This window comes from Spirosoma profusum (assembly GCF_014699005.1).
GTDB classification, from domain to species: Bacteria; Bacteroidota; Bacteroidia; order Cytophagales; family Spirosomataceae; genus Spirosoma; species Spirosoma profusum.
Window position 1 is genome coordinate 1 of record NZ_JACWZY010000007.1, and the last position, 20,865, is coordinate 20,865.

Sequence of the window (20,865 nt, forward strand, 5' to 3'; positions counted from 1 at the left end):
CAGAAGTAGTCTTTTCCTGTTGACAAGCCAGCGCCAATCCAATGACAAGAGCAAAAAGTAATGATCCTTTCATAAGTATAATCTACATGTTTAACTGACCGGATAAATATAGGCTTTTGAACTGTATGCTGATCCACGTTTAGGGGAAATTATGCTGGTACACAGTATTTTGCTATCATGTTTTGGGAAGTAAAGTACGAAAATTGTCGCTCGCCAGAAAGTCATCAACTTTTTTGGCTTCAATCTCAAAATGCCCTCCTACTTGAGAAGAAAATCGCATGTATGTTGCGCTAAATGGTGCCTGACGGTGGCACAACTCACATTCAATGGCAAACCGAATAGTTCGATTGCTAATCAGCCCGGCTTAAGTCAAAAACGCTGAAAACAGAACGGAGAAGCCGGTTGGTTGAATGGCTATAATAGCTTCAAATGTGTTAGGCAACAGCCATGCCCTTCTGGCAAATCAACGGACGCCAATTAACCCTATAGACGTCGACGAACCTCTATAAAATTCTATAGGTCATACCCTCCTCAGAATAGTGACCGTTCACATGGCATACTCAGAAATTTCGGCAGTTCACGCGGAATTTTATACCATTCACCCTGCCTGATTATCAGTCATTTCCTCAGCCTAGTACTTTTAGGGCAGTAAACAGGGACGGTAAAAACAACGCTAGACAAGTTACTTCAAAACGTTTGTTAGAAGCGCCCGTACACTTACCAACTGATGAGGAAAGCATTGCGCAAATCGGCTAAACCAACCGTTGTTATCAATTCAATCCGTTCCGCTTTTGAGCGAACGCTCGGAAAGAAGTCAATTTTTTACCAATACTATCCCCTTAGTACTATCGTACTTTGCTTCAGAGAGTTACCGCCAAACCACTAAACATCAATAGCTGACAAAGCGAAAAAACAAGTAACAACCATAAATCAATTCACACCATGAAGAAGCTCCTGATTTTTTCATTAATCGGCCTACTGGCCATATCATGTAAGAAAGAAAATGAGGTCTCACCAACCACTACGTCTACCACCACCTGTACACTTGACGGGTTCACTGACTATCTGGGAAACGAAGTAAAAATTAACTCGCTAGACGCCAGCGGGCGGATAACCCAGGCTACGGTCAAACAAACCCAGGGACAGGTGCTTACAGTTGTTTCCACCTTCGTCTATGAAACCAATGGTCAGCTTAAAAGCGGAACGATGACGTTCCGCGATGAATCAGGTCGGCAAATTGCTTCTCAGCCCCAGACCTACAGCTACGAGAATGGGTTGCTGACAACGGCGGAAAGTCGATGCGGCTGTGCGCAAAATAGCGTAGCCCAGCGCATAACGCTCCGCTACAATGCCGCCAAACAACTCATCGAGCGAACACAGGACTCGCCTGGTTCGACGGAGAAATACGTCACTGTTTATGGCTATGATACCAAAGGAAACGTACTGAAAGAAACCTCAACAATGGGCGGCATAAGCAGTTCCGAATTCACCTACACGTACGACGATGCAAAACACCCGCACCAGCTTCTGAAGGGCCTTCCGCTGAATATGTTCATGGGTTTGAGCCCTTGGCCAGTGAATGTGCCGATGAGCGTCAGGGCGGAGTATCTGGATGAAAAAGGCCAGAAACAAGTCCAGGATTTAAAGCGAACCGACTTGAAAGCCAACGCAACCGGTTACGCAACTTCGGTAAGTTATGGCCCTGGTATTAATGAAAGTTATGCGCTAAGCAATTGTAACTAACATGATTCAAATCACCTTTCAACTAACCCAGAAAGAACTCTTTACCGGAATGTTGACCGTTGCCAAAAGTCGCACCGGTACGAAAGTGTCTCAGGTAATTAGTGGCCTATTGCTGCTGGGAAGCGTCGCGCTGTTACTTGGCGATATTGTTCTTAATCAGCATACTTCCGTGTACGCCTGGCTGTTTCTATTGTTATGCCTGTTTCTCACCTTCTATCTGGACCTGTTAATCTGGTTTCAGGCAAGAAAACTAGTAAAACTAAATGCCCAGATCACTGAATCAGTAACGTATATATTTACTAAAACAGACTATGAGCTTCAGGGCGATAGTTATTCGACCCGTATGAGCTATGCTAAACTTGTTGAAGTAAGGGAAGCAACGGATTTTATTTTATTCAAAATAACCGAGGCCTCTGCACATATTATTCCCAAACGGGCTCTGGCCGCTGACCAGTTTGCTTTGCTTAAAGCAATAATACAGTCGATACCAAACCTAAAATCGAAGTTTACTACATAGGCAATTGGTATATCATTACGACGTTTAGCTCGGACGCAAACATTGCCATTTCGTCCTAATACGTTCCGAATACTACGCCCAATTTTGGCGTAGTTAAACGCGCTCCCTAACCGGATGGCTACTACGTCTAAAATCGTTGTATCTGTCGCTTTTGTCCAATACCGTTTCGCGCTAAGGTTTTAACAATCGACAACACATCTATCCACATCTATTTTCTACTGGTATGAAAACGAATCTACTCGCCTGTTTGCTGCTCTGTTCAGCTCTTTCGATGCAGGCACAGGACTTCCGGGCGTTGCCTCCTGACCAGCAGCCCAACGCGGCCGAACTCGTTTATTTCGGCGGTAACAACCCCAATCTGTTCGTTAGCCCGATCAGCGATTCGGCGGCCATTAGCTTAGTTACATGTTTTCTGAATGAACTCTCCAGCCATCAGTTAGAGGCAGCCCATCGGCGGCTGGCCGAGGGATTCGTTGTCTATGGCTCCGGTTATACTGACAAGCTCGAAACGCACAATCTAAACAGCCTGCTCAATCTGTGGGAACGTACCGGGAAGTTGTTTACAGACCAACACCTGACTATTGAAACGACAGCCACCACAGTAGTCCCCAATGGGGAGAATCGGGGCAGATGGGTCTACGTGAAAGGCGTTTGGTCAGCCAGGGATAAAGCCGTTGAAGGGAAATCCATTCGTGTGCCGTTTTATCAATTGGCCAGGATTAATCATAGTCTCATCGAGCAGATCTTGATCAGCTACGGCACCGACCAACTTTTCTACGACCTCGGCTATAGACTATACACCGGTCCAGACAGTGTAGTACAACGCCGGTAAAATATACGCTTTTCTTGAAAACGATTAATCAAGGCTCTGTCAGAAATGGCAAACGCTTTTCCACACTCTTTCACCATGAAATCAGATCAATGGGTCTTTATCCATGCAGCATGGCTAACAAGTCTGCTGACTCTACAAACGTTTGGGCAAACAAGGCTTAGCGGGTCCATTCGCGACGAAACGGGAAAACCGGTGCCCTTTGCCAGTGTGGCTTTGCTCAACGCCCCAGATTCGAGTGTAGCCAAAGGCACCGCTAGTGATCAGCAGGGTGCTTACGCGTTCGATAACATCCGCGTGGGCCAATACATCGTTCGGGCCACAGCCGTTGGTTACCAGAAAGTCTATTCGACGGTGTTGAACGTAACAACTGATCCGGCTGACGTACCGGTGTTAGCGTTAGCTGAAGTTACGGGCAAGTTAAGCGAAGTGCAGGTCACGGCGAAAAAGCCGTTCGTTGAGCAGCAACTCGACCGCATGGTGGTCAACGTAGCGAACAGCATTGTGGGCAGCGGCAGCACGGCCCTAGAAGTACTGGAAAAATCGCCGGGCGTAACAGTCGACTACCAGAACGAACGGGTCCAGCTACGTGGCAAAGAGGGAGTTATTGTTCAGATTGATGGCAAGCAAACCTATCTCTCAGCGCAGGACGTGATTGATTTACTACGTAGCATGTCGAGCGATAACATTGAGACGATTGAGCTGATGACAAATCCATCGGCCAAGTACGACGCGGCTGGCAATTCGGGCATCATCAACATCCGGCTCAAGAAAAACTCGAACGTAGGAACGAACGGCACAGCGTCTTTAGCGGGCGGATCAGGGCGATTTGATCGGGAACGGGGTAGTCTGCAACTGAATCATCGGACGAAAAAATTGAATCTGTTCGGCAACTACAGTCTGAACCGGGGTGGGAATTACTGGGATTTTCAACTTGACCGCAACCAGCCTGATCCCAGCGCGGCCGATGCTTCTCGACGTAATGTAATAAGCCAATACACAGATTTGAAATTCCGTGATCTGGGTCAGAATGCCAAAGCTGGGCTGGATTTTTCGCCAATCAAAAATACTACTATTGGGGTCGTCTGGACGGGTTTTTGGAGCGATCACAGCGAAGACGGGCCCGCTGGAGCCAATTTCCGTCGTACAGCTAGTAGTCCGGTTTATCTGCAAACTCAGACGCATAAGACCTACAGTACAGTCAGTCAGAATCAGATCGGCAATCTGAACTTACAACATTCTTTCGGGCAACGGGGAGGACAATTGACCGCCGACGTTGATGTTGGTCATTTCAGCCGTCAGTACTCGAACAGTCTGCTGACCCAAACACTCATTGCCATTGGCGACGTCAATCTTCCGGGGGCTGGTTTGCTCATTACGCAACCCGCTACGGTGGACATCCGCACGCTGAAGGCCGACTATAATCGCCCGCTGTCGAAAGGCTGGACGTTGGAAACCGGCCTGAAAAGTGCGTTGGTAAAAACGAATAATGACCTGAATCTGAGCCGCGGATCGGACGGCGCCTTAGTGGCCGACCCTAGTTTATCAAATCATTTTCAGTATACGGAGCGAGTCAATGCGGCCTACGTCAACGTAGCGGGTAACTGGCGAAAAACGAATGTACAGGCAGGTCTACGGGCCGAGCATACGCATTCGGAAGGCAACTCGTTGACCCTGAATCAGGTGGTCACACGCGACTACATGAAGTGGTTTCCAAGCCTATTTGTGTCACGGCCTTTGTCATCTAACCAGACGCTGACTCTTTCGTATAGCTACCGAATTGACCGTCCAAACTATCAGAACCTGAACCCAGCGCGTGGCTACGTCGATCCCTATGCGTACAGTCAGGGGAATGCCTATCTGAAGCCTCAGTTCACTCACGCGCTGGAGGGCAGGTTAAGTCTAAAAAACGGCGTGTTTACCTCGTTAGGAGCCAATTACACAACGGATCTGATGTATTTTACGATTCATGCACTAGAGGGTAATAAATCATACGTAACGACCGAAAATCTGGGTCATTCGCAGGGATACACCCTAACGTTGAGTTGGCCGGTAACGGTGGTAAAAGGCTGGCAACTGCAAGCCAATGTGTTGGGCTATTACAATCGTTTCCAGTACGATTACGAAGGAACGGTTCTGCAAATCCAGAACGTAGCGGGTCGGCTTAACGGCAATAACGCTTTCACACTCGGTCATGGCTGGACCGCCGAACTCAATGGCTGGGTTAGTACGCCATCGGTTAACGGCATCTGGTCAACACCCTGGATGGGAGTACTGGACACGGGCGTGCAAAAGGTGGTTTCGTCGGCGCTAAAGATAAAACTTAGTTTGCAGGATGTGTTTCACAGCAATGTTTTTCGTCCATCGGTAGAAACGCCGACTGGGAGTCAAGTTGGTCGAATGTCGTTGGATACGCGGGTAGCTTTGTTGAACCTGACGTATGCCTTTGGTAATCAGAAGTTGAAAGGCGAACGCCAACGACGCACCGGCTCGGATGATGAGACCCGACGGGCAAATTAACTGCCCCACTGAAGCGAGTCGTCAACCCGTAACAATCCTTGGTCGGTTTGGTGTTTGGGGACCAGGGGCTTGACGGTTTTCCAGAGTGTTTGGTGGATTTGATGGGATTGGCTCACCAAACGGGGTAAAGACAATTGTATTTTCTAGGTTTGTAGTTTCACCAAATCTAGATTGTTTTGGAGAGTTTCTTGCCCATCATCCAGTTTCCGGTGTCTGAGTTTATCCTGGAGAATTTTGGCTTGACTTTTATTGACGCCAGGACGGCCAAGATCAAAGCCTTTAGAAGCCAGTTTCGAGGAGTTCGGAATGTAGATTTCTTCTTGTATCATCTGGCTCAGTTATAGGCTTAATCCCAGACCCTCCTTTTGGTTTATCCTCTATTTCTTGTAAATGAGGCAGAGAAACTGTTTCCAAAAATTGCTCTTCCAGTAAATCGGCCCATGTGCTTATATAGGTCACGACGTCCTCTCGTACATTATGCTTTAAAAAGCGCTTTTCTAAGGGAAGGCGTGACAAAATTTGTCGGTCATCGAGCCTTTCTAAGTGTTTTAAATCCTCTAGTATTAACCCAGCGCCAATCATCTGATTAATAAGTAAATCAAGCGGCATCTGACTTGTTGGGCAGTAATCGTTAAGCTGCTCATTCCAATCCCCATAGCGTTGCATGGCATAGCTATGAATCTGGTCTTTAGACAGGTTCGTTAGCTCTTGAGCAAGATTTCCACAGTTGCAGCCACCCATATGCCCCCATTGGTAATGTACTCCATTTCTAAGTTTATAAACTGTTCGACGTAATGCTGCTATTAGTTCAGGTGTTGGACGAGCCATATCAGAGTTAATTTATTGGTGAACTACTACGTATCATTTTGCACGCGAAACAGTCAATTTAAACCTTTTGTTCTTGCCATAAAAAAAGCCCGCTACGTAGCGGGTTCTATGTTAACGGACCAATTCCATTAAATCTTTATCGTTTACTTCCTTCCGAATATCAGCCATATCAAGGAAACGTGTATAAATACCATCTAAAGTCGGTTTATCGTAGCGGAAACCAAGCAATTCAAGCCGGTGCTTTAGCGCATGACGACCACTACGTGCCGTTAAAACAATTGATGATTGCGGTACGCCAACATCCTGCGGATTCATGATCTCGTAATTCTCAGAGTGTTTCAGGAAACCATCCTGGTGAATGCCCGATGAGTGCGCAAACGCATTTCGACCTACAATGGCTTTATTGGCCTGAACAGGCATACGCATCATCTGAGAAACCAAATTACTAACTGGAAATAAGCGAGTTGCATCGATATTAGTGTGCAGGCCAAGTTCCTTTTTTACCTTTATAGCCATTACAACTTCTTCAAGCGATGTATTACCAGCCCGTTCGCCAATGCCATTTACCGTAACTTCAACCTGACGTGCTCCGTTCATAACCCCTGCCAACGTATTAGCCGTTGCCAAACCTAAATCATTGTGGCAATGTATAGAAATCGTGGCCTGATGTACATTGGAAACGTGTTCGTAGATATACGCGATTTTCTTCCCGTATTCGTCTGGCAGGCAATAACCTGTAGTATCCGGAATGTTGACTACAGTAGCTCCAGCGCCAATAACAGCCTCAGTTAGTTGCGCTAGAAAAAACAGATCAGCCCGACCAGCGTCTTCGGCATAGAACTCAACATCTTCTACGTAACTCTTTGCGTGTTTTACTGCTGCAACAGCTTGTTCGAGAATCTTCTCACGGGTGCTATTGAATTTATTTCGAATATGGATGTCCGAGGAGCCAATACCGGTATGAATACGTCCCCGTTTTGCCCATTTAAGTGCTTCTCCAGCTGCATCAATATCTCCTTTTACTGCCCGGCTTAAGGCGCAAATTGTTGGTTCAGCTACGGCTTTCGAGATTTCGACCACCGAGCGAAAATCGCCGGGACTTGAGATAGGAAAACCAGCTTCAATGATGTCAACACCCAGTCGCTCCAGTTCTTTGGCAACAACGATTTTTTCTTCAGTTGTCAGCTGGCAACCCGGAACTTGCTCACCATCGCGTAAGGTGGTATCGAAAATATAGACTCGTTGACTCATGAGACGCTATAATTGAGTTTTTGTCAAATTAGCAATTAAGCAAAAAGCCCTAATCTATTCAGAAAAGGGCCTTTTTTATCAGTAATTTCCTTTTCTCCGTTCTAAAAAACGATTAGTTTTTGCAGTCGGCAGGATAAGAAAATAGTCATTATGTGTTTGCGAAATTTCGCTGTTCGCGTAAATACGCTACAAAAATAGGCGTTTTTAAAATTTCTGCAAATGATGCAAAGATTTTTTTGACGAATCTACTAAGAATCTAAATTAACTATTTAAGTACTGCAAAATTTGGCTACCCATCGCGTCTGTCCCAAGAATTTTGTCGGATGGTGTATTCGTATTAGCAATGTCACGTGTACGGAAACCGGCTTTTAGAGCGGCATCAACGGCATCAATCACCATCTGGGCTTCTTCTTTAAGGCCAAATGAAATTTCCAGTAACAGAGCTACTGACAAAATTGATGCCAGCGGATTAGCAACACCTTTACCCGTGATATCATGCGCCGAACCATGAATTGGCTCATATACACCAGTGCTGTCGCCTACCGATGCCGAAGCCAGCATCCCCATAGAACCTGCGATCTGACTAGCCTCGTCGGTGAGAATATCGCCAAAAAGATTTCCTGTTACCACTACGTCGAAGCGTTTCGGATCTTTAATTAGCAACATAGCAGCGGCATCGATAAACTGGTGTTCGACCGTTACGTCGGGATAGTCTGGAGCTATAGCTTGCACAACTTCGCGCCATAAGCGACTGCTTTCCAATACGTTGGCTTTGTCAACTGAGCATAGTTTTTTACTACGTGTGCGAGCTGCCTCGAACGCTTTTCTGACGATACGTTCAACCTCATATTTGCTGTAAATCATCGTATCATAAGCGGTGTTACCCTCGTCGATACGTTCTCGCTTACCGAAATAAACATCTCCAGTTAATTCACGAAAGAATAAAATATCGGCTCCGCGCAGAATTTCTGGCTTGATACTTGACGCATCAAGTAATTCGTCGAAAAGTTTGATGGGACGCAGATTGGCGTACAATCCTAATTCCTTCCGCATTTTCAACAGGCCCTGTTCTGGCCGAACTTTGGCCGAAGGATCGTTATCGTATTTCGGATGACCAACAGCACCGAACAAAACAGCATCGGCTGCCTGCATTTTGGTTAAGGTTTCGTCGGGTAGGGCAGAGCCGGTAGCTTCGATTGCTACGTGACCAATTAGGGCTTCATCGTACGTAAATTCATGGCCAAACTTCTGCGCAATTGCTTCAAGAACTTGCTTGCCAACGGTAGTTACTTCGGCCCCGATGCCATCGCCGGGAACGACAAGGATGTGTTTTTTCATAATAATATATTGGGCCACAGAGATACGCAGAGATTTATCTTAAAGTTCTCTGTGCATCTCTGTGGCCTAGTCAAGTGTATTTAACATTTTTTGGGTCGCCTTGATAGCCGAAACAGTCTGGTCAGAATCGAGGCCCCGGGTTTTAAATTCTCGTTTGTTGTCTTTCCAGGTAATGATAGTTTCGCACAGAGCGTCTGTCTTTCCGCCGGTTGGAATACGTACTGCGTAGTCGGTCAATTCAGGCAGAACCAGCTTTTTCTTGCCGTAAATTTTCTTCAATGCGTTCATAAAGGCATCGTACTGACCATCTCCCTGCGCATTCTCCTCAAACTGATCTTCGGCAATACGTACCCGTAACGTAGCAGATGGTTTGAGATCTTTGGAATGGGTCAGTACGTAGTTTAGAACCTCTACTCTGGATGCTATTGCATTCGTATTCAGTACGTCGGCTATGACATAAGGCAAGTCTTCACGGGTGACAACTTCTTTTTGGTCGCCTAGCTCGATTACGCGCTGAGTAACTTTTTTGAGGTCGGCTTCCGATAGTTGAATACCTAATTCGCGAAGGTTATTTTCAATGTTCGCCTTCCCCGACATCTTGCCTAGGGCATAGCTACGTTGCCGACCAAATCGTTCGGGAAGTAACGCATTGAAATACAGGTTGTTTTTCTTGTCGCCATCGGCGTGAATGCCGGCCGTTTGGGTAAATACGTTGTCGCCAACGACGGGCTTGTTATCAGGAATTCGAAGCCCCGAAAACGTTTCGACAATTTTACTGACCTGATACAGCGACTTCTCGACAACGCCAAGTGTTACGTCGGGTACAAAATCACGTAGCACAGCAATCGCACTGGCCATCGGTGCATTTCCTGCCCGCTCGCCCAAGCCATTGACCGTCAGGTGAATCCCATGCGCTCCTCCCCGAATCGCTTCCATTACGTTGGCAATACTGAGGTCGTAATCGTTATGAGCGTGAAAGTCGAAATGCAGATTGGGGTAGCGATTTACGAGCTGGCCGACAAATGCATACGTATCAGAAGGAGTCAGCACCCCCAACGTATCAGGCAGCAGAACGCGACGAATGGGTTGTGTTTGAAGAAAATCCAGAAACTGAAGCACGTAGTCGGGCGAGGTACGCATGCCGTTACTCCAGTCCTCCAGATACACATTAACCTGTAAATCAGATTGCTGAGCCTCTTTAATAATCTCCTTAATATCTGCAAAATGCTCGGCTGGTTCCTTTTTGAGCTGGTGCGTGAGGTGATTCATCGACCCTTTGGTCAGCAGGTTCATCACTTTCGCTCCCGACGCCCGCATCCATTCGAGCGAGGCATCACCATCCACAAAAGTCAGAACTTCGATTTTATCGAGAAGGCCTACGCTTTCAGCCCAACGAGTAATTTGTTGAACTGCCTCCAGTTCACCCGCCGATACCCGTGCCGAAGCCACTTCGACCCGGTCGACTTTTACTTCCGTAAGCAGCAACTGAGCCAGCGCCAGTTTTTCGGAGGCTGAAAACGAAACTCCGCTGGTCTGTTCACCATCGCGGAGGGTCGTATCCATAACTTCAATGTAACGCGTCATAATGTAAAGAGCGAAAGGGTGAAAGAGCGAAAAAGCTAGCTACCCACTCTTTCGCTCATTCACTCTTTAAAATGGTCTCGTATCAGCAAATTGCTCGATTTCTTTTTTCATCGACAATAGATAATCGATGTCATCGTAACCATTGATGAGGTTATCCTTTTTATAACCGTTAATATTGAAGCTTTCACTTTCGCCCGTAGCCAGCAACGTAATGGTTTGCTCTGGAAGGTTAACTTCCAATTCCGTGTTGGGATCAGCGTCGATAGCTGCGAAGATTTTATCGGCAAATTCTGGACTAACCGTAACGGGCAAGATGCCGATATTCAAACAGTTATTCTTGAAAATATCCGCGAAAAAGCTCGATACGACGCACCGGAAACCATAGTCATAAATCGCCCAGGCTGCGTGTTCGCGGCTTGAGCCACTACCAAAGTTTTTGCCGCCAACCAGAATTTTGCCTGAATACGTTGGGTTATTCAGTACAAAATCGGCTTTAGGCGTATCGTCGTTGTTATAACGCCAGTCGCGGAAAAGGTTATCGCCGAAGCCTTTACGTTCGGTCGCCTTCAAGAAACGAGCAGGAATAATCTGGTCGGTATCGACGTTCTCAATATTCATCGGAACCGCCGTACTACGTAGTATAGTGAATTTATCGTAAGCCATGTTTTTAGTGATGAACGATGAGTGATGAACGATGAGTGTTTTGTCGCGTCAGCAAGCCAGTACGGCGGACCGTTTATCTCTTATCGTTCATCACTCATCACTATAAAAATTCTCTTGGGTCAGTAACAACGCCAGTAACGGCGGCAGCGGCTGCAACGAGTGGGCTGGCCAATAGCGTGCGGGCACCGGGTCCCTGGCGGCCTTCGAAATTGCGGTTCGACGTAGAAACCGCATATTTCCCCGCCGGAACCTTATCATCGTTCATCGCCAGACAGGCAGAGCAACCGGGCTGACGAAGTTGAAAACCAGCGCTAGTTAGAATATCCAGGATGCCTTCGTCCTTGATTTGCTGTTCAACGATGTGCGAACCCGGTACGAGCCAGGCCGTTACGTTATCAGCTTTCTGACGGCCTTTCACGACAGACGCAAACGCTCGGAAATCTTCGATACGTCCGTTGGTGCAGCTACCCAGAAACACAAAATCGACCGGTTTGCCAATCATGGATTCATTTTCGGCGAATCCCATGTATTGTAGCGATTTCTTATAGCTGGCAGCTCCGTCTTTCACGGCTCCGGCCATTGGAATCTGGTGCGTTACACCGGTTCCCATTCCTGGGTTAGTGCCGTAGGTGATTTGAGGTTCGATGTTAGCGGCATCGAAGGTGAGGTCAACATCGAACGTAGCACCTTCGTCGGTTTTGAGCGTTTGCCAATACGGCACTAATTTGTCCCACTGCTCACCTTTAGGGGCCAAATCGCGGCCATTCAGGTAGTTAAGGGTTTTCTCATCGGGAGCAATCATGCCACCCCGTGCGCCCATTTCGATGCTCATGTTACAGACCGTCATGCGGCCTTCCATGCTCATGTTCTCGAAAACGTCGCCGGCGTACTCAACAAAATAACCTGTCGCGCCACTAGCCGAAATCTGCGAAATGATGTAAAGGATTACATCCTTTGGCAGAACACCTTTACCCAACGTACCATTGACGGTAATCCGCATTTTCTTCGGCTTGGGCTGCATAATACATTGCGTTGCCAGCACCATTTCAACTTCCGACGTACCGATACCAAAAGCAATGGCACCAAATGCGCCGTGTGTCGACGTGTGCGAATCGCCACAAACAATGGTCATACCGGGCAACGTAATACCATTTTCGGGGCCTACTACGTGTACGATACCATTTTTGATGTGCCCCAAACCCCAATGCGAAATGCCGTATTTGGCCGCGTTACGTTCAAGTGCGTCCAGTTGATTCGCCGAAAGCGGGTCGGCAACGGGCAAATGCTGGTTCAGGGTTGGCGTGTTGTGATCGGCCGTAGCGAACGTGCGTCCGGAAAATAAAACCGGTACGTCTCGACTTTCCAGCCCCAGAAACGCTACCGGGCTGGTTACTTCGTGAATAAAGTGGCGGTCGATAAACAGCACGTCCGGTCCGTCGTTAACCTGCCGAACAACGTGCGCGTCCCACACTTTATCAAAGAGGGTTTTTGCAGTACTCATGGTATAGAGAATATGATAACTTTCTTCAGTAATTTCTCTTGTAGCAATCAGACAGAGAAATATGGCTACAAAATTGTCTGATTTTACGCAAACAAGCATCTCGTCATTCGTCCAGTAAATAGCGATTTTAGTTCAATGGCTATATTTGGGCGTAAAACCATACTGCTGCTTGTAAGCTTTAATGAAATGAGATACACTCTCATAGCCGATTTCCATACTTACTTCTGATACGTTCTTCGGTGTGTTCCGCAAAAGAAAATGAGCGTGTTCGAGCCGTTTCTGACGAATCCAATGGCCTGGTGATGTATGAAAATGCGCTTCAAAATCTCGTTTGAATGCTGACAGACTCCGCCCGGATAGGCGAGATAACTCATTCATCGACAATGGTTTGAGTAAATATGTGTTCATCAGGTAATCGAGGTCTGTTTTCTGCCCCTGATAGATGTGCCATAAAATCGAACGTAACTGTTTAGACGTATCAAGCTCGAGTAGATGAAGCAAGAGCTCCTGAAATTTCAGACGTAGCAGCTCGTTTAAAAAGGGGGAGTTCGCGCCAAAATAGGGTAGTAGTGAGTTGATAAACGTAGTGAACGCCCGTGATGATGAAAACGAAAGAATGAGATCGTTTGGGAAAATAGATGTAGAGAGCTGGAATAACGTAACGTGTTGTCCTACAAACTCTTTCAATAATTTTTCATTGACAAAAAACACCAGACTTCGGTAATCGTTATCAATGGATTCGTTCATGGAGTAACAGCCGCGCTGGAAAAAGAGAATATCTCCCTTATGTACATGCAGTTCCTGTTTGGGAGAACTGAATTTCTTCTCACCTTCCAGCACTACTATAACGGCGTGTTCTTCGAAAAAAACCTCGTTACGTTCGGGATATACGTCGCTACGGTAAGCCACAAACGTCATCTCTGAGCCATCGCCCCGCTGAATATTCAGCGACTGAAATTGATTGGCCTGAATAGAGGAGGGGACACGTAGCATGATTTACACCAAAAACTGGAACAAATCAGGTTGGTCGTTGAGGTATTCGAATACGATGTTTTGGTCCTGCATACGCTGGATGAGCGGCTCAAAATCCTCGCGATTTTTCAGTTCAATACCAACAACGGCTGGTCCGGTTTCGCGGTTGGTTTTCTTTACGTATTCGAAACGGGCGATATCGTCATTGGGACCCAGTACGTTCAGGAAGTCGCGGAAGGCACCAGCTCGCTGCGGAAACCGGATGATGAAGTAGTGTTTCAGCCCTTCGTAAAGCAAAGAGCGTTCTTTAATTTCTTCGGTGCGGGTAATATCATTATTGCCGCCACTTACCAGACATACTACGTTCTTACCACGGATTTTATCACCCAGAAAATCGAGTGCGGCAATAGTTAATGCACCGGCTGGCTCGGCTACAATTGCGTCTTCGTTATATAACTGTAGAATGGTGGTACAGACTTTTCCTTCGGGTATCAGCAGTACGTCGTCAAGATTTTGCCGACACACTTCGAACGTAACGTCGCCGGGACGTTTTACAGCAGCACCGTCCACAAATTTGTCAATTTTATCGAGAGCTACTACGTGGCCTTCGTCGATGGAAATTTTCATGGATGGCGAGCCAAGCGGCTCTACGCCAATCAGTTTGGTTCTGGGACTGAGTTGCTTGAAAACAGTCGATACACCAGCGGCCAGTCCACCACCACCAATGGCTAATAGCAGGTAATCGATCTGAACGTTTGAATCTCTGAAAATTTCCAGCCCGACCGTTCCCTGACCTTCCATAACCTGCAAATCATCAAAAGGATGCACAAACGTGCAGTCGTGCGTCTGAACAAACTCCATGGCTGCGTAAAAGGCGTCGTCATACGTATCACCAATCAACATGACCTCTACGTAGTCCTTACCAAAGAGTTTTACTTGTTTTACCTTTTGATTGGGTGTCGTGGTGGGCATGAAAATAGTGCCACGAACTGCCATTTTCCGACAGGCATAAGCCAGTCCCTGAGCGTGATTTCCGGCACTAGCACAAACGACACCTTTGGCTAATGCTTCGGGGGAAAGGCTCGCCATTTTGTTATAGGCACCCCGAATTTTGTACGAACGAACAACCTGTAAATCTTCGCGTTTGAGGAAAATAGTTGCTCCGTATCGGTCCGACAGGTTGAGGTTTTCCTGTAACGGCGTGTGCGTAGCGATGCCCTGAAGCCGTTTAGCGGCCTGGTAGATGTTATCGAGCGTGGGGAAAGCTGTTGCTACCATTGGGCTATTACGCAGAGATTCACACAGGTAACACAGAGAAATTTTCTCTGCGAATCTCTTTTTCTCTGTGAATCTCTGCGTTACAATCTTTTTTAGCTACGTTCCGGACGTAGTGAACGAACGGCGGCACCGGCCTGCCACATTTCCGATTCACGGAGTTCGGCTAGTTCAACTTCCAGTTTTTCGCGGTAATCAGGCTGCGAATTCCGAGTGATGCTGATTTCAGCCTGCTCCTGATCTTTCACCGAGTTATATAGTTTTTCGAATACGGGTTTGGTCGCGTCGCGGAAAGGTTTCCACCAATCCAGCGCCCCACGCTGGGCTGTAGTCGAGCAGTTGGCGTACATCCAGTCCATACCATTTTCAGCTACCAGCGGCATCAGCGATTGCGTCAGTTCTTCAACCGTTTCGTTGAAAGCTTCTGAAGGACTATGACCGTTGGCACGTAGCACTTCGTACTGAGCAGCAAAAATACCCTGGATGGCGCCCATCAACGTACCACGTTCGCCGGTGAGGTCAGACGTTACTTCTTTGTAAAAATCTGTCTCGAACAGATAACCCGAACCAACGCCGATACCCATCGCAATGGCTTTCGTACGTGCGTTACCCGATGCATCCTGATATACAGCAAACGACGAGTTCAGGCCTTTACCTTCTACGAACAACCGACGTAGCGACGTACCAGAACCTTTTGGGGCTACCAAGAATACATCAACATCGGCAGGGGGAACAATACCGGTTTTTTCTTTATACGTAACACCGAAGCCGTGCGAGAAATACAGTGATTTACCCGGTATCAGGGCCGCTTTTACGGTTGGCCAGAGTTCAATCTGAGCAGCATCAGAGAGCAGGAAGCAGATAATCGTGCCTTTTTCCAGCGCTTCTTCAATTTCAAACAGCGTTTCACCCGGAACCCAGCCATCCGCGACAGCTTTGTCGTAAGTTTTTCCTTTACGTTGTCCGACGATTACGTTGAAACCATTGTCGCGCATATTCAGCGACTGACCGGGGCCCTGTACACCATAGCCAATCACGGCGATGGTTTCGTTGGCCAGCACCTCACGGGCTTTTTCCAGCGGGAACTCTTCCCGGGTTACGACTTGCTCTTCTACTCCTCCGAAATTAATCGTTGCCATTGTTAAATTGGTTTTGTACTCTTTTATGTGGGGTTACTAATTGGTTGCTGATATTGGTAGACAGAGTGTTACAATTTATTATACCTTATGCAAACATTAACCTGCCTTTGGGTTTTGGAATTTCACGGTTCAGTAATTGAGCAGTTTCAATCCATTCCTGAATAACTATTTCTGTATTGGCTAGTGCTGACTGATACGTATCGCCATCAGCCATACAGCCCGGCAGTTCAGGTACTTCCGCGATAAAAGCATTGTCAGCATCGCTCCAATAAATTATTATTTCGTATTTAGGATTCGCTTCCATCTTCCTCAATATCAAGTTTATACTTTATAATTAAGTTTCTGACCTGCTTGACTTGTTATGATTTTGCCTGACTTTGTTTGGGCTGAAGATTAATAATTTCGTCAATCCCTTCCTTGTGAATAAATGCGATGGCTCGCTTTTATTCGTTCGTCAAAACCAAGTTTTAGCAACAGATTTCTTAATTCATCAAAATCGAAATTATTATCTGCTTTGCTACGTAACAATTTGATTAATAACTTTTCAGATTTGCCCATTTAAAGTAACTCGCTACAGATAATACGCCCATTCGGCTTCGGGCAGGTATTCGACTAATCCTTTCTCTGTTTTGCCGACGGCTACGCGGCCTGAGCGAACAAATTCCAGAATCTCGTACTGTTTGAGATAATTGAAAAAGTCGAAAATGTCCGTGTCGTTGCCGGTTTTCTCGATTACTACGTAGTCGAGGCCCCAGTAAACAACCCAGGCTTTGTAGTGCTGATTAATGGTTTCGACGTCCAGCGGTTTGCTTTTTAATGGCGTAGAAATCTTAAACAGAGCGATTTCGTTAAATACAATCTCGTCGTTGAGATAGCCAAAAACGGCCAGAACTTCCACGATTTTACGTATCTGACGTACCAGTTTCTCAACCTCGTCCCGCGACTCATGCTTAATGACAATCGTGAAACGGGATACGCCTTTACGTTCGGTTTCTGATACCGTTAAACTCTCGATGTTGATACGTCGGCGCGTGAAAATAATCGTGATGCGGTTTAGCAACCCGATGGTATTTTCAGTGAATATGCAGATGGTGTAGGTGGTCATAACTTCAGTACGCTGACTTCTGTGGTTCTGTTCTGCTACGTTCGAAAAATCCTAAACCGAAGCCCTAGCTTAATCTGATTTGTGATACGCTGGTACCCGCTGGTACCATCGGGAATACATTCTCTTCTTTCTCAACAATCACTTCGAGCAGAAAAGGACCATCGTGATTTAGCATCGTGTCGAGTGCTTCCGATAATTTCTCCCGTTCGGTGCAGGTCTGCCCATCCATTCCGAAGCCTCTGGCGATTGTGATAAAATCGGGATTTTGTAACTCAACAAACGAGTAACGGCGCTGGTGGAACAGCTGCTGCCACTGACGGACCATTCCTAAGAAATTGTTATTCAGGATGATAGCCTTAACGGGTTGCTTATTCTGAACAATAGTACCCAATTCCTGCAACGTCATCTGAAAGCAACCATCGCCAATAATAGCCACTACCTGTCGATCGGGTGCACCAACTTGAGCACCGAAGGCGGCTGGCAACGCAAAACCCATTGTACCCATACCTCCTGATGTAACAAGGCTATTGGGGCGACGGAAATGGTAATAGCGAGACGCCATCATCTGGTGCTGGCCTACGTCGGTGACGAGAACCGCTTCGCCGTTTGTTTTCTTCGACAGCAAGTCAATTACTTCCGGCATTCTAATTTTACCTTCCGGATTATTAAGGGCAGGCTCCGTAATGACTTCATTTTCAATAGCGTCGTATTTGCGGAATTCGTTACGCCAAACCGTATGGTCGTTTTTATTTACCAGCGGCAATAAGGCTTTCAGCACTTCTTTGGCATCGCCAACTACGGGAGCATCAGCTCGAATGATTTTATCAATTTCCGATGGGTCAATTTCAATGTGAACAACTTTCGCCTGTTTGATGTATTTGCTGGCATCGCCCGTAACACGGTCATCGAAGCGCATTCCGATAGCAATAATCAGGTCGGCGTGGTCGGTCATTACGTTAGGGCCATAATTGCCATGCATACCTAACCAGCCAACGTAAAGCGGATGGTTTGTTGGGATGGTTGACTGACCTAACAACGTAGTAGCGACTGGTATACCCGTTTTTTCGACAAAAGCCTGCAGTTCATCTTCCGCTTTGGCGATCTGAACGCCATGCCCGACCAATACGTAAGGTTTCTTAGCCGAGTTGATCAGTTGAGCGGCTACTTCGAGTTGATCTTGTTTTGGAACCAGACGGGGACGGTAACTGACGATAGTCTGACATTTTTCATAAGAAAATGGCTGCGTCATCAACTCTAGCTGCGCACTTTTGGTAATGTCAATCAAGACGGGACCTGGACGACCAGCCTGTGCGATGTAGAACGCTTTCGAAATAACCTCAGCTACTTCATCGGCGTTGGTAATCTGGTAGTTCCATTTTGTAATCGGCATGGTAACGCCCATTACGTCAGCTTCCTGAAAAGCATCGGTACCCAGCAATTTCTTGGCAACCTGTCCTACGAGGCAAACCATCGGTGTAGAATCGATGAGGGCATCGGCGATGGACGTAACGAGGTTCGTAGCGCCTGGCCCCGATGTAACGAGACATACACCCGCCCGTCCCTGCATACGAGCGTACCCTTGTGCAGCATGACCAGCACCCTGTTCATGACGTACCAGAATGTGATTAATCTGATCCTGATAGTCATAAAGCGCGTCGTAGACGGGCATGATGGCTCCGCCGGGATAGCCAAAAATCGTGTCGACACCCTCGGCCAGAAGCGACATCAAAAGGGCTTGCGAACCGTTGATGTAAGTAGGTGCCGGTTGGATTTCAAGAACTTCTGGCTTAATGCTGGCAATTGCTTCCATGACGCTTAGTACAGTTTAAAAGGTTGTATTCAGTTTGTTGGTCCGCTCTTTTAACTTGATACGTATCAGAATTGACTACTCTTCATCTGTTACACATCCTTCACTCGCTGACTTCACGCTACGTATATACTTACCCAATACGCCTTTGGTGAAAAGCGGAGCCGGTTGCTGCCATTCGCTCTTTCGGTAAGCCAGTTCTTCGTCCGAAATGTGTAAAGTCAGTTCGCGAGTGGTCGCGTCGATGGTAATACGGTCACCGTTTTGAACGAGGGCAATCGGCCCGCCTTCGAAAGCTTCGGGTGTTACGTGTCCAACAACGAATCCGTGCGTACCACCCGAAAAACGACCATCCGTAATCAGAGCAACTTTATCGCCAAGACCGGCACCCATGATAGCAGAGGTTGGTTTCAGCATTTCGCTCATGCCGGGACCACCTTTCGGCCCGGCGTTACGTATCACAATAACCTGTCCGGGCAGAATCTCACCTTTAGACAGAGCCTCAATAATCTCGCTTTCGTGCTCACAGACTTTAGCAACTCCCTCAAATTTCAGGCCTTCTTTTCCTGTGATTTTAGCGACTGATCCCGTTGGAGCAAGATTGCCACGCAGAATCTGAATATGCCCAGTCGGTTTAATTGGTTTATCCAGCGGGAACACAATTTTTTGCGTCTCAAAATTCAGATCGGCTGCTTCTTCCAGATTCTCGGCTACCGTTTTTCCAGTTACGGTCAGACAATCGCCGTGAATGAAACCATTTTGGTACAAATATTTTGTCACGGCCGGAACCCCTCCAATGGCAAGCATATCTTCCATATAATATTTGCCGCTCGGCTTTAAATCGGCAAGTAATGGGGTTCGGTCGCTGATTTCCTGAATTTCATCAATGGTCAACCGGATGCCGGCTGCCCGAGCGATGGCCAAATAATGTAGAACGGCATTGGTCGAACCACCAAGCGCCATTACAATTGTCAGCGCATTTTCGAGTGATTTTCGCGTAATGATCTCTTTAGGTGTAATGTTACGTTCGAGTAGTAACCGCATGGCGGCACCAATTTTTTTGCATTCTTCCTGTTTGCCTTCATGCGTAGCTGGATACGTACTGCTAAAGGGAAGGCTCAGGCCCATCGCTTCGATGCTGCTAGCCATAGTATTAGCGGTATACATACCACCACAAGCGCCCGCACCTGGAATCGCATTTTGAACAACGCCTTTAAAATCTTCGTCGGAAATGTTATTGGCGTATTTTCTGCCAAGCGCTTCAAATGCTGAAACAATGTCCAATTTCTGACCTTTATAATGCCCCGAACGTATCGTTCCGCCGTAAACCATGATGCCGGGACGGTCGAGCCGGGCCATTGCCATGATAGCGCCGGGCATATTTTTGTCGCAGCCAACAACCGTTACTACGCCATCGTACCATTGCGCGGCTACTACTGATTCAATTGAATCGGCAATGAGATCGCGGCTAGGGAGCGAATAGCGCATGCCATCGTTGCCGTTAGTCATACCATCGGAAACGCCAATTGTATTGAAAATAAGCCCTATCAAACCACTCGATTGAATGCCCTGTTTTACATAGACTGACAAGCCGTTGAGATGCATATTACACGTATTGCCCTCATAACCAGTACTGGCAATACCGATTTGTGGCTTCTGCATATCTTCTTCCGTAAGCCCAACGCCATATAACATAGCCTGCGCGGCAGGATTACTCACTTCCTGTGTTAACGTACGGCTAAACCGATTTAGCGCAATTGTCGATTGGTCAGTATTCATATTTTGCAATTAGC

General features: G+C 47.0%; 16 protein-coding genes and 1 pseudogene. 4 read left to right on the forward strand and 13 right to left on the reverse strand.

All coding sequences use genetic code 11. From position 1 onward, the window contains the following. Window positions 1-942: 942 nt before the first annotated feature. The 4 genes from IC229_RS10215 to IC229_RS10230 all read left to right on the forward strand — a co-directional run bounded on the left by IC229_RS10215 (window position 943) and on the right by IC229_RS10230 (window position 5,609). Window positions 943-1,743 carry a hypothetical protein gene (locus tag IC229_RS10215; RefSeq protein WP_190886870.1) on the forward strand — a complete coding sequence of 267 codons (801 nt, stop codon included), beginning with the start codon at window positions 943-945 and terminating at the stop codon, window positions 1,741-1,743. Window position 1,744: 1 nt separating this feature from the next. Continuing rightward, on the forward strand, window positions 1,745-2,260 hold the full coding sequence (locus tag IC229_RS10220; RefSeq protein ID WP_190886871.1) for a YcxB family protein: 516 nt from the start codon (window positions 1,745-1,747) through the stop codon (window positions 2,258-2,260). Window positions 2,261-2,483: 223 nt separating this feature from the next. Further along, window positions 2,484-3,092, forward strand: coding sequence for a hypothetical protein (locus IC229_RS10225; RefSeq protein ID WP_190886872.1), 609 nt, complete (start codon window positions 2,484-2,486; stop codon window positions 3,090-3,092). 75 nt (window positions 3,093-3,167) lie between these two features. Next, window positions 3,168-5,609, forward strand: a complete 2,442-nt coding sequence (locus IC229_RS10230; protein WP_223833947.1) for an outer membrane beta-barrel protein — start codon at window positions 3,168-3,170, stop codon at window positions 5,607-5,609. Window positions 5,610-5,987: 378 nt separating this feature from the next. On the opposite strand, the pseudogene IC229_RS10235 reads toward IC229_RS10230, so the two are convergent. The 13 genes and pseudogenes from IC229_RS10235 to ilvD form a co-directional block, all read right to left on the reverse strand. Further along, window positions 5,988-6,437 (reverse strand): annotated as a pseudogene (locus IC229_RS10235) (hypothetical protein); the annotation flags it as partial. A gap of 111 nt (window positions 6,438-6,548) precedes the next feature. Beyond that, complete coding sequence (locus tag IC229_RS10240; RefSeq protein ID WP_190886873.1) at window positions 6,549-7,688, reverse strand: 2-isopropylmalate synthase; 1,140 nt, start codon at window positions 7,686-7,688, stop codon at window positions 6,549-6,551. Window positions 7,689-7,949: 261 nt separating this feature from the next. Then, the gene (gene leuB, locus IC229_RS10245; protein WP_190886874.1) at window positions 7,950-9,026 is read right to left on the reverse strand and encodes a 3-isopropylmalate dehydrogenase; all 1,077 of its coding nucleotides are present in this window, start codon (window positions 9,024-9,026) and stop codon (window positions 7,950-7,952) included. Between the two features lie 66 nt (window positions 9,027-9,092). Next, window positions 9,093-10,613, reverse strand: coding sequence for an alpha-isopropylmalate synthase regulatory domain-containing protein (locus IC229_RS10250; RefSeq protein WP_190887111.1), 1,521 nt, complete (start codon window positions 10,611-10,613; stop codon window positions 9,093-9,095). Between the two features lie 63 nt (window positions 10,614-10,676). Continuing rightward, a complete protein-coding gene (gene leuD / locus IC229_RS10255; RefSeq protein WP_190886875.1) occupies window positions 10,677-11,273 on the reverse strand; it encodes a 3-isopropylmalate dehydratase small subunit in 597 nt (198 codons plus the stop codon). Between the two features lie 100 nt (window positions 11,274-11,373). Next, window positions 11,374-12,774, reverse strand: coding sequence for a 3-isopropylmalate dehydratase large subunit (leuC, locus tag IC229_RS10260; RefSeq protein WP_190886876.1), 1,401 nt, complete (start codon window positions 12,772-12,774; stop codon window positions 11,374-11,376). A 132-nt stretch (window positions 12,775-12,906) separates the two neighbouring features. After that, window positions 12,907-13,767 carry a helix-turn-helix transcriptional regulator gene (locus IC229_RS10265; protein WP_190886877.1) on the reverse strand — a complete coding sequence of 287 codons (861 nt, stop codon included), beginning with the start codon at window positions 13,765-13,767 and terminating at the stop codon, window positions 12,907-12,909. Window positions 13,768-13,770: 3 nt separating this feature from the next. Beyond that, entirely contained in the window at window positions 13,771-15,024 is a 1,254-nt protein-coding gene (gene ilvA / locus IC229_RS10270; protein ID WP_190886878.1) for a threonine ammonia-lyase, read from the reverse strand. Between the two features lie 92 nt (window positions 15,025-15,116). Continuing rightward, complete coding sequence (gene ilvC, locus IC229_RS10275; protein ID WP_190886879.1) at window positions 15,117-16,160, reverse strand: ketol-acid reductoisomerase; 1,044 nt, start codon at window positions 16,158-16,160, stop codon at window positions 15,117-15,119. Window positions 16,161-16,245: 85 nt separating this feature from the next. Beyond that, on the reverse strand, window positions 16,246-16,464 hold the full coding sequence (locus IC229_RS10280) for a type II toxin-antitoxin system HicB family antitoxin (RefSeq protein WP_190886880.1): 219 nt from the start codon (window positions 16,462-16,464) through the stop codon (window positions 16,246-16,248). 267 nt (window positions 16,465-16,731) lie between these two features. Further along, a complete protein-coding gene (gene ilvN, locus IC229_RS10285) occupies window positions 16,732-17,265 on the reverse strand; it encodes an acetolactate synthase small subunit (RefSeq protein ID WP_190886881.1) in 534 nt (177 codons plus the stop codon). A gap of 64 nt (window positions 17,266-17,329) precedes the next feature. Next, complete coding sequence (gene ilvB, locus IC229_RS10290) at window positions 17,330-19,075, reverse strand: biosynthetic-type acetolactate synthase large subunit (RefSeq protein ID WP_190886882.1); 1,746 nt, start codon at window positions 19,073-19,075, stop codon at window positions 17,330-17,332. A gap of 75 nt (window positions 19,076-19,150) precedes the next feature. Then, window positions 19,151-20,851: a dihydroxy-acid dehydratase gene (gene ilvD, locus IC229_RS10295; protein WP_190886883.1), complete on the reverse strand. Its 1,701-nt coding sequence runs from the start codon at window positions 20,849-20,851 to the stop codon at window positions 19,151-19,153. Window positions 20,852-20,865: the final 14 nt, after the last annotated feature.

Excerpts from the sequence above, each read along its gene's own strand:
- IC229_RS10215 (WP_190886870.1), top strand. The coding sequence starts at position 943 with ATGAAGAAGCTCCTGATTTTTTCATTAATCGGCCTACTGGCCATATCA.
- IC229_RS10220 (WP_190886871.1), top strand. The coding sequence starts at position 1,745 with ATGATTCAAATCACCTTTCAACTAACCCAGAAAGAACTCTTTACCGGA.
- IC229_RS10225 (WP_190886872.1), top strand. The coding sequence starts at position 2,484 with ATGAAAACGAATCTACTCGCCTGTTTGCTGCTCTGTTCAGCTCTTTCG.
- IC229_RS10230 (WP_223833947.1), top strand. The coding sequence starts at position 3,168 with ATGAAATCAGATCAATGGGTCTTTATCCATGCAGCATGGCTAACAAGT.
- IC229_RS10240 (WP_190886873.1), bottom strand. The coding sequence starts at position 7,688 with ATGAGTCAACGAGTCTATATTTTCGATACCACCTTACGCGATGGTGAG.
- leuB (WP_190886874.1), bottom strand. The coding sequence starts at position 9,026 with ATGAAAAAACACATCCTTGTCGTTCCCGGCGATGGCATCGGGGCCGAA.
- leuD (WP_190886875.1), bottom strand. The coding sequence starts at position 11,273 with ATGGCTTACGATAAATTCACTATACTACGTAGTACGGCGGTTCCGATG.
- leuC (WP_190886876.1), bottom strand. The coding sequence starts at position 12,774 with ATGAGTACTGCAAAAACCCTCTTTGATAAAGTGTGGGACGCGCACGTT.
- IC229_RS10265 (WP_190886877.1), bottom strand. The coding sequence starts at position 13,767 with ATGCTACGTGTCCCCTCCTCTATTCAGGCCAATCAATTTCAGTCGCTG.
- ilvA (WP_190886878.1), bottom strand. The coding sequence starts at position 15,024 with ATGGTAGCAACAGCTTTCCCCACGCTCGATAACATCTACCAGGCCGCT.
- ilvC (WP_190886879.1), bottom strand. The coding sequence starts at position 16,160 with ATGGCAACGATTAATTTCGGAGGAGTAGAAGAGCAAGTCGTAACCCGG.
- IC229_RS10280 (WP_190886880.1), bottom strand. The coding sequence starts at position 16,464 with ATGGAAGCGAATCCTAAATACGAAATAATAATTTATTGGAGCGATGCT.
- ilvN (WP_190886881.1), bottom strand. The coding sequence starts at position 17,265 with ATGACCACCTACACCATCTGCATATTCACTGAAAATACCATCGGGTTG.
- ilvB (WP_190886882.1), bottom strand. The coding sequence starts at position 19,075 with ATGGAAGCAATTGCCAGCATTAAGCCAGAAGTTCTTGAAATCCAACCG.
- ilvD (WP_190886883.1), bottom strand. The coding sequence starts at position 20,851 with ATGAATACTGACCAATCGACAATTGCGCTAAATCGGTTTAGCCGTACG.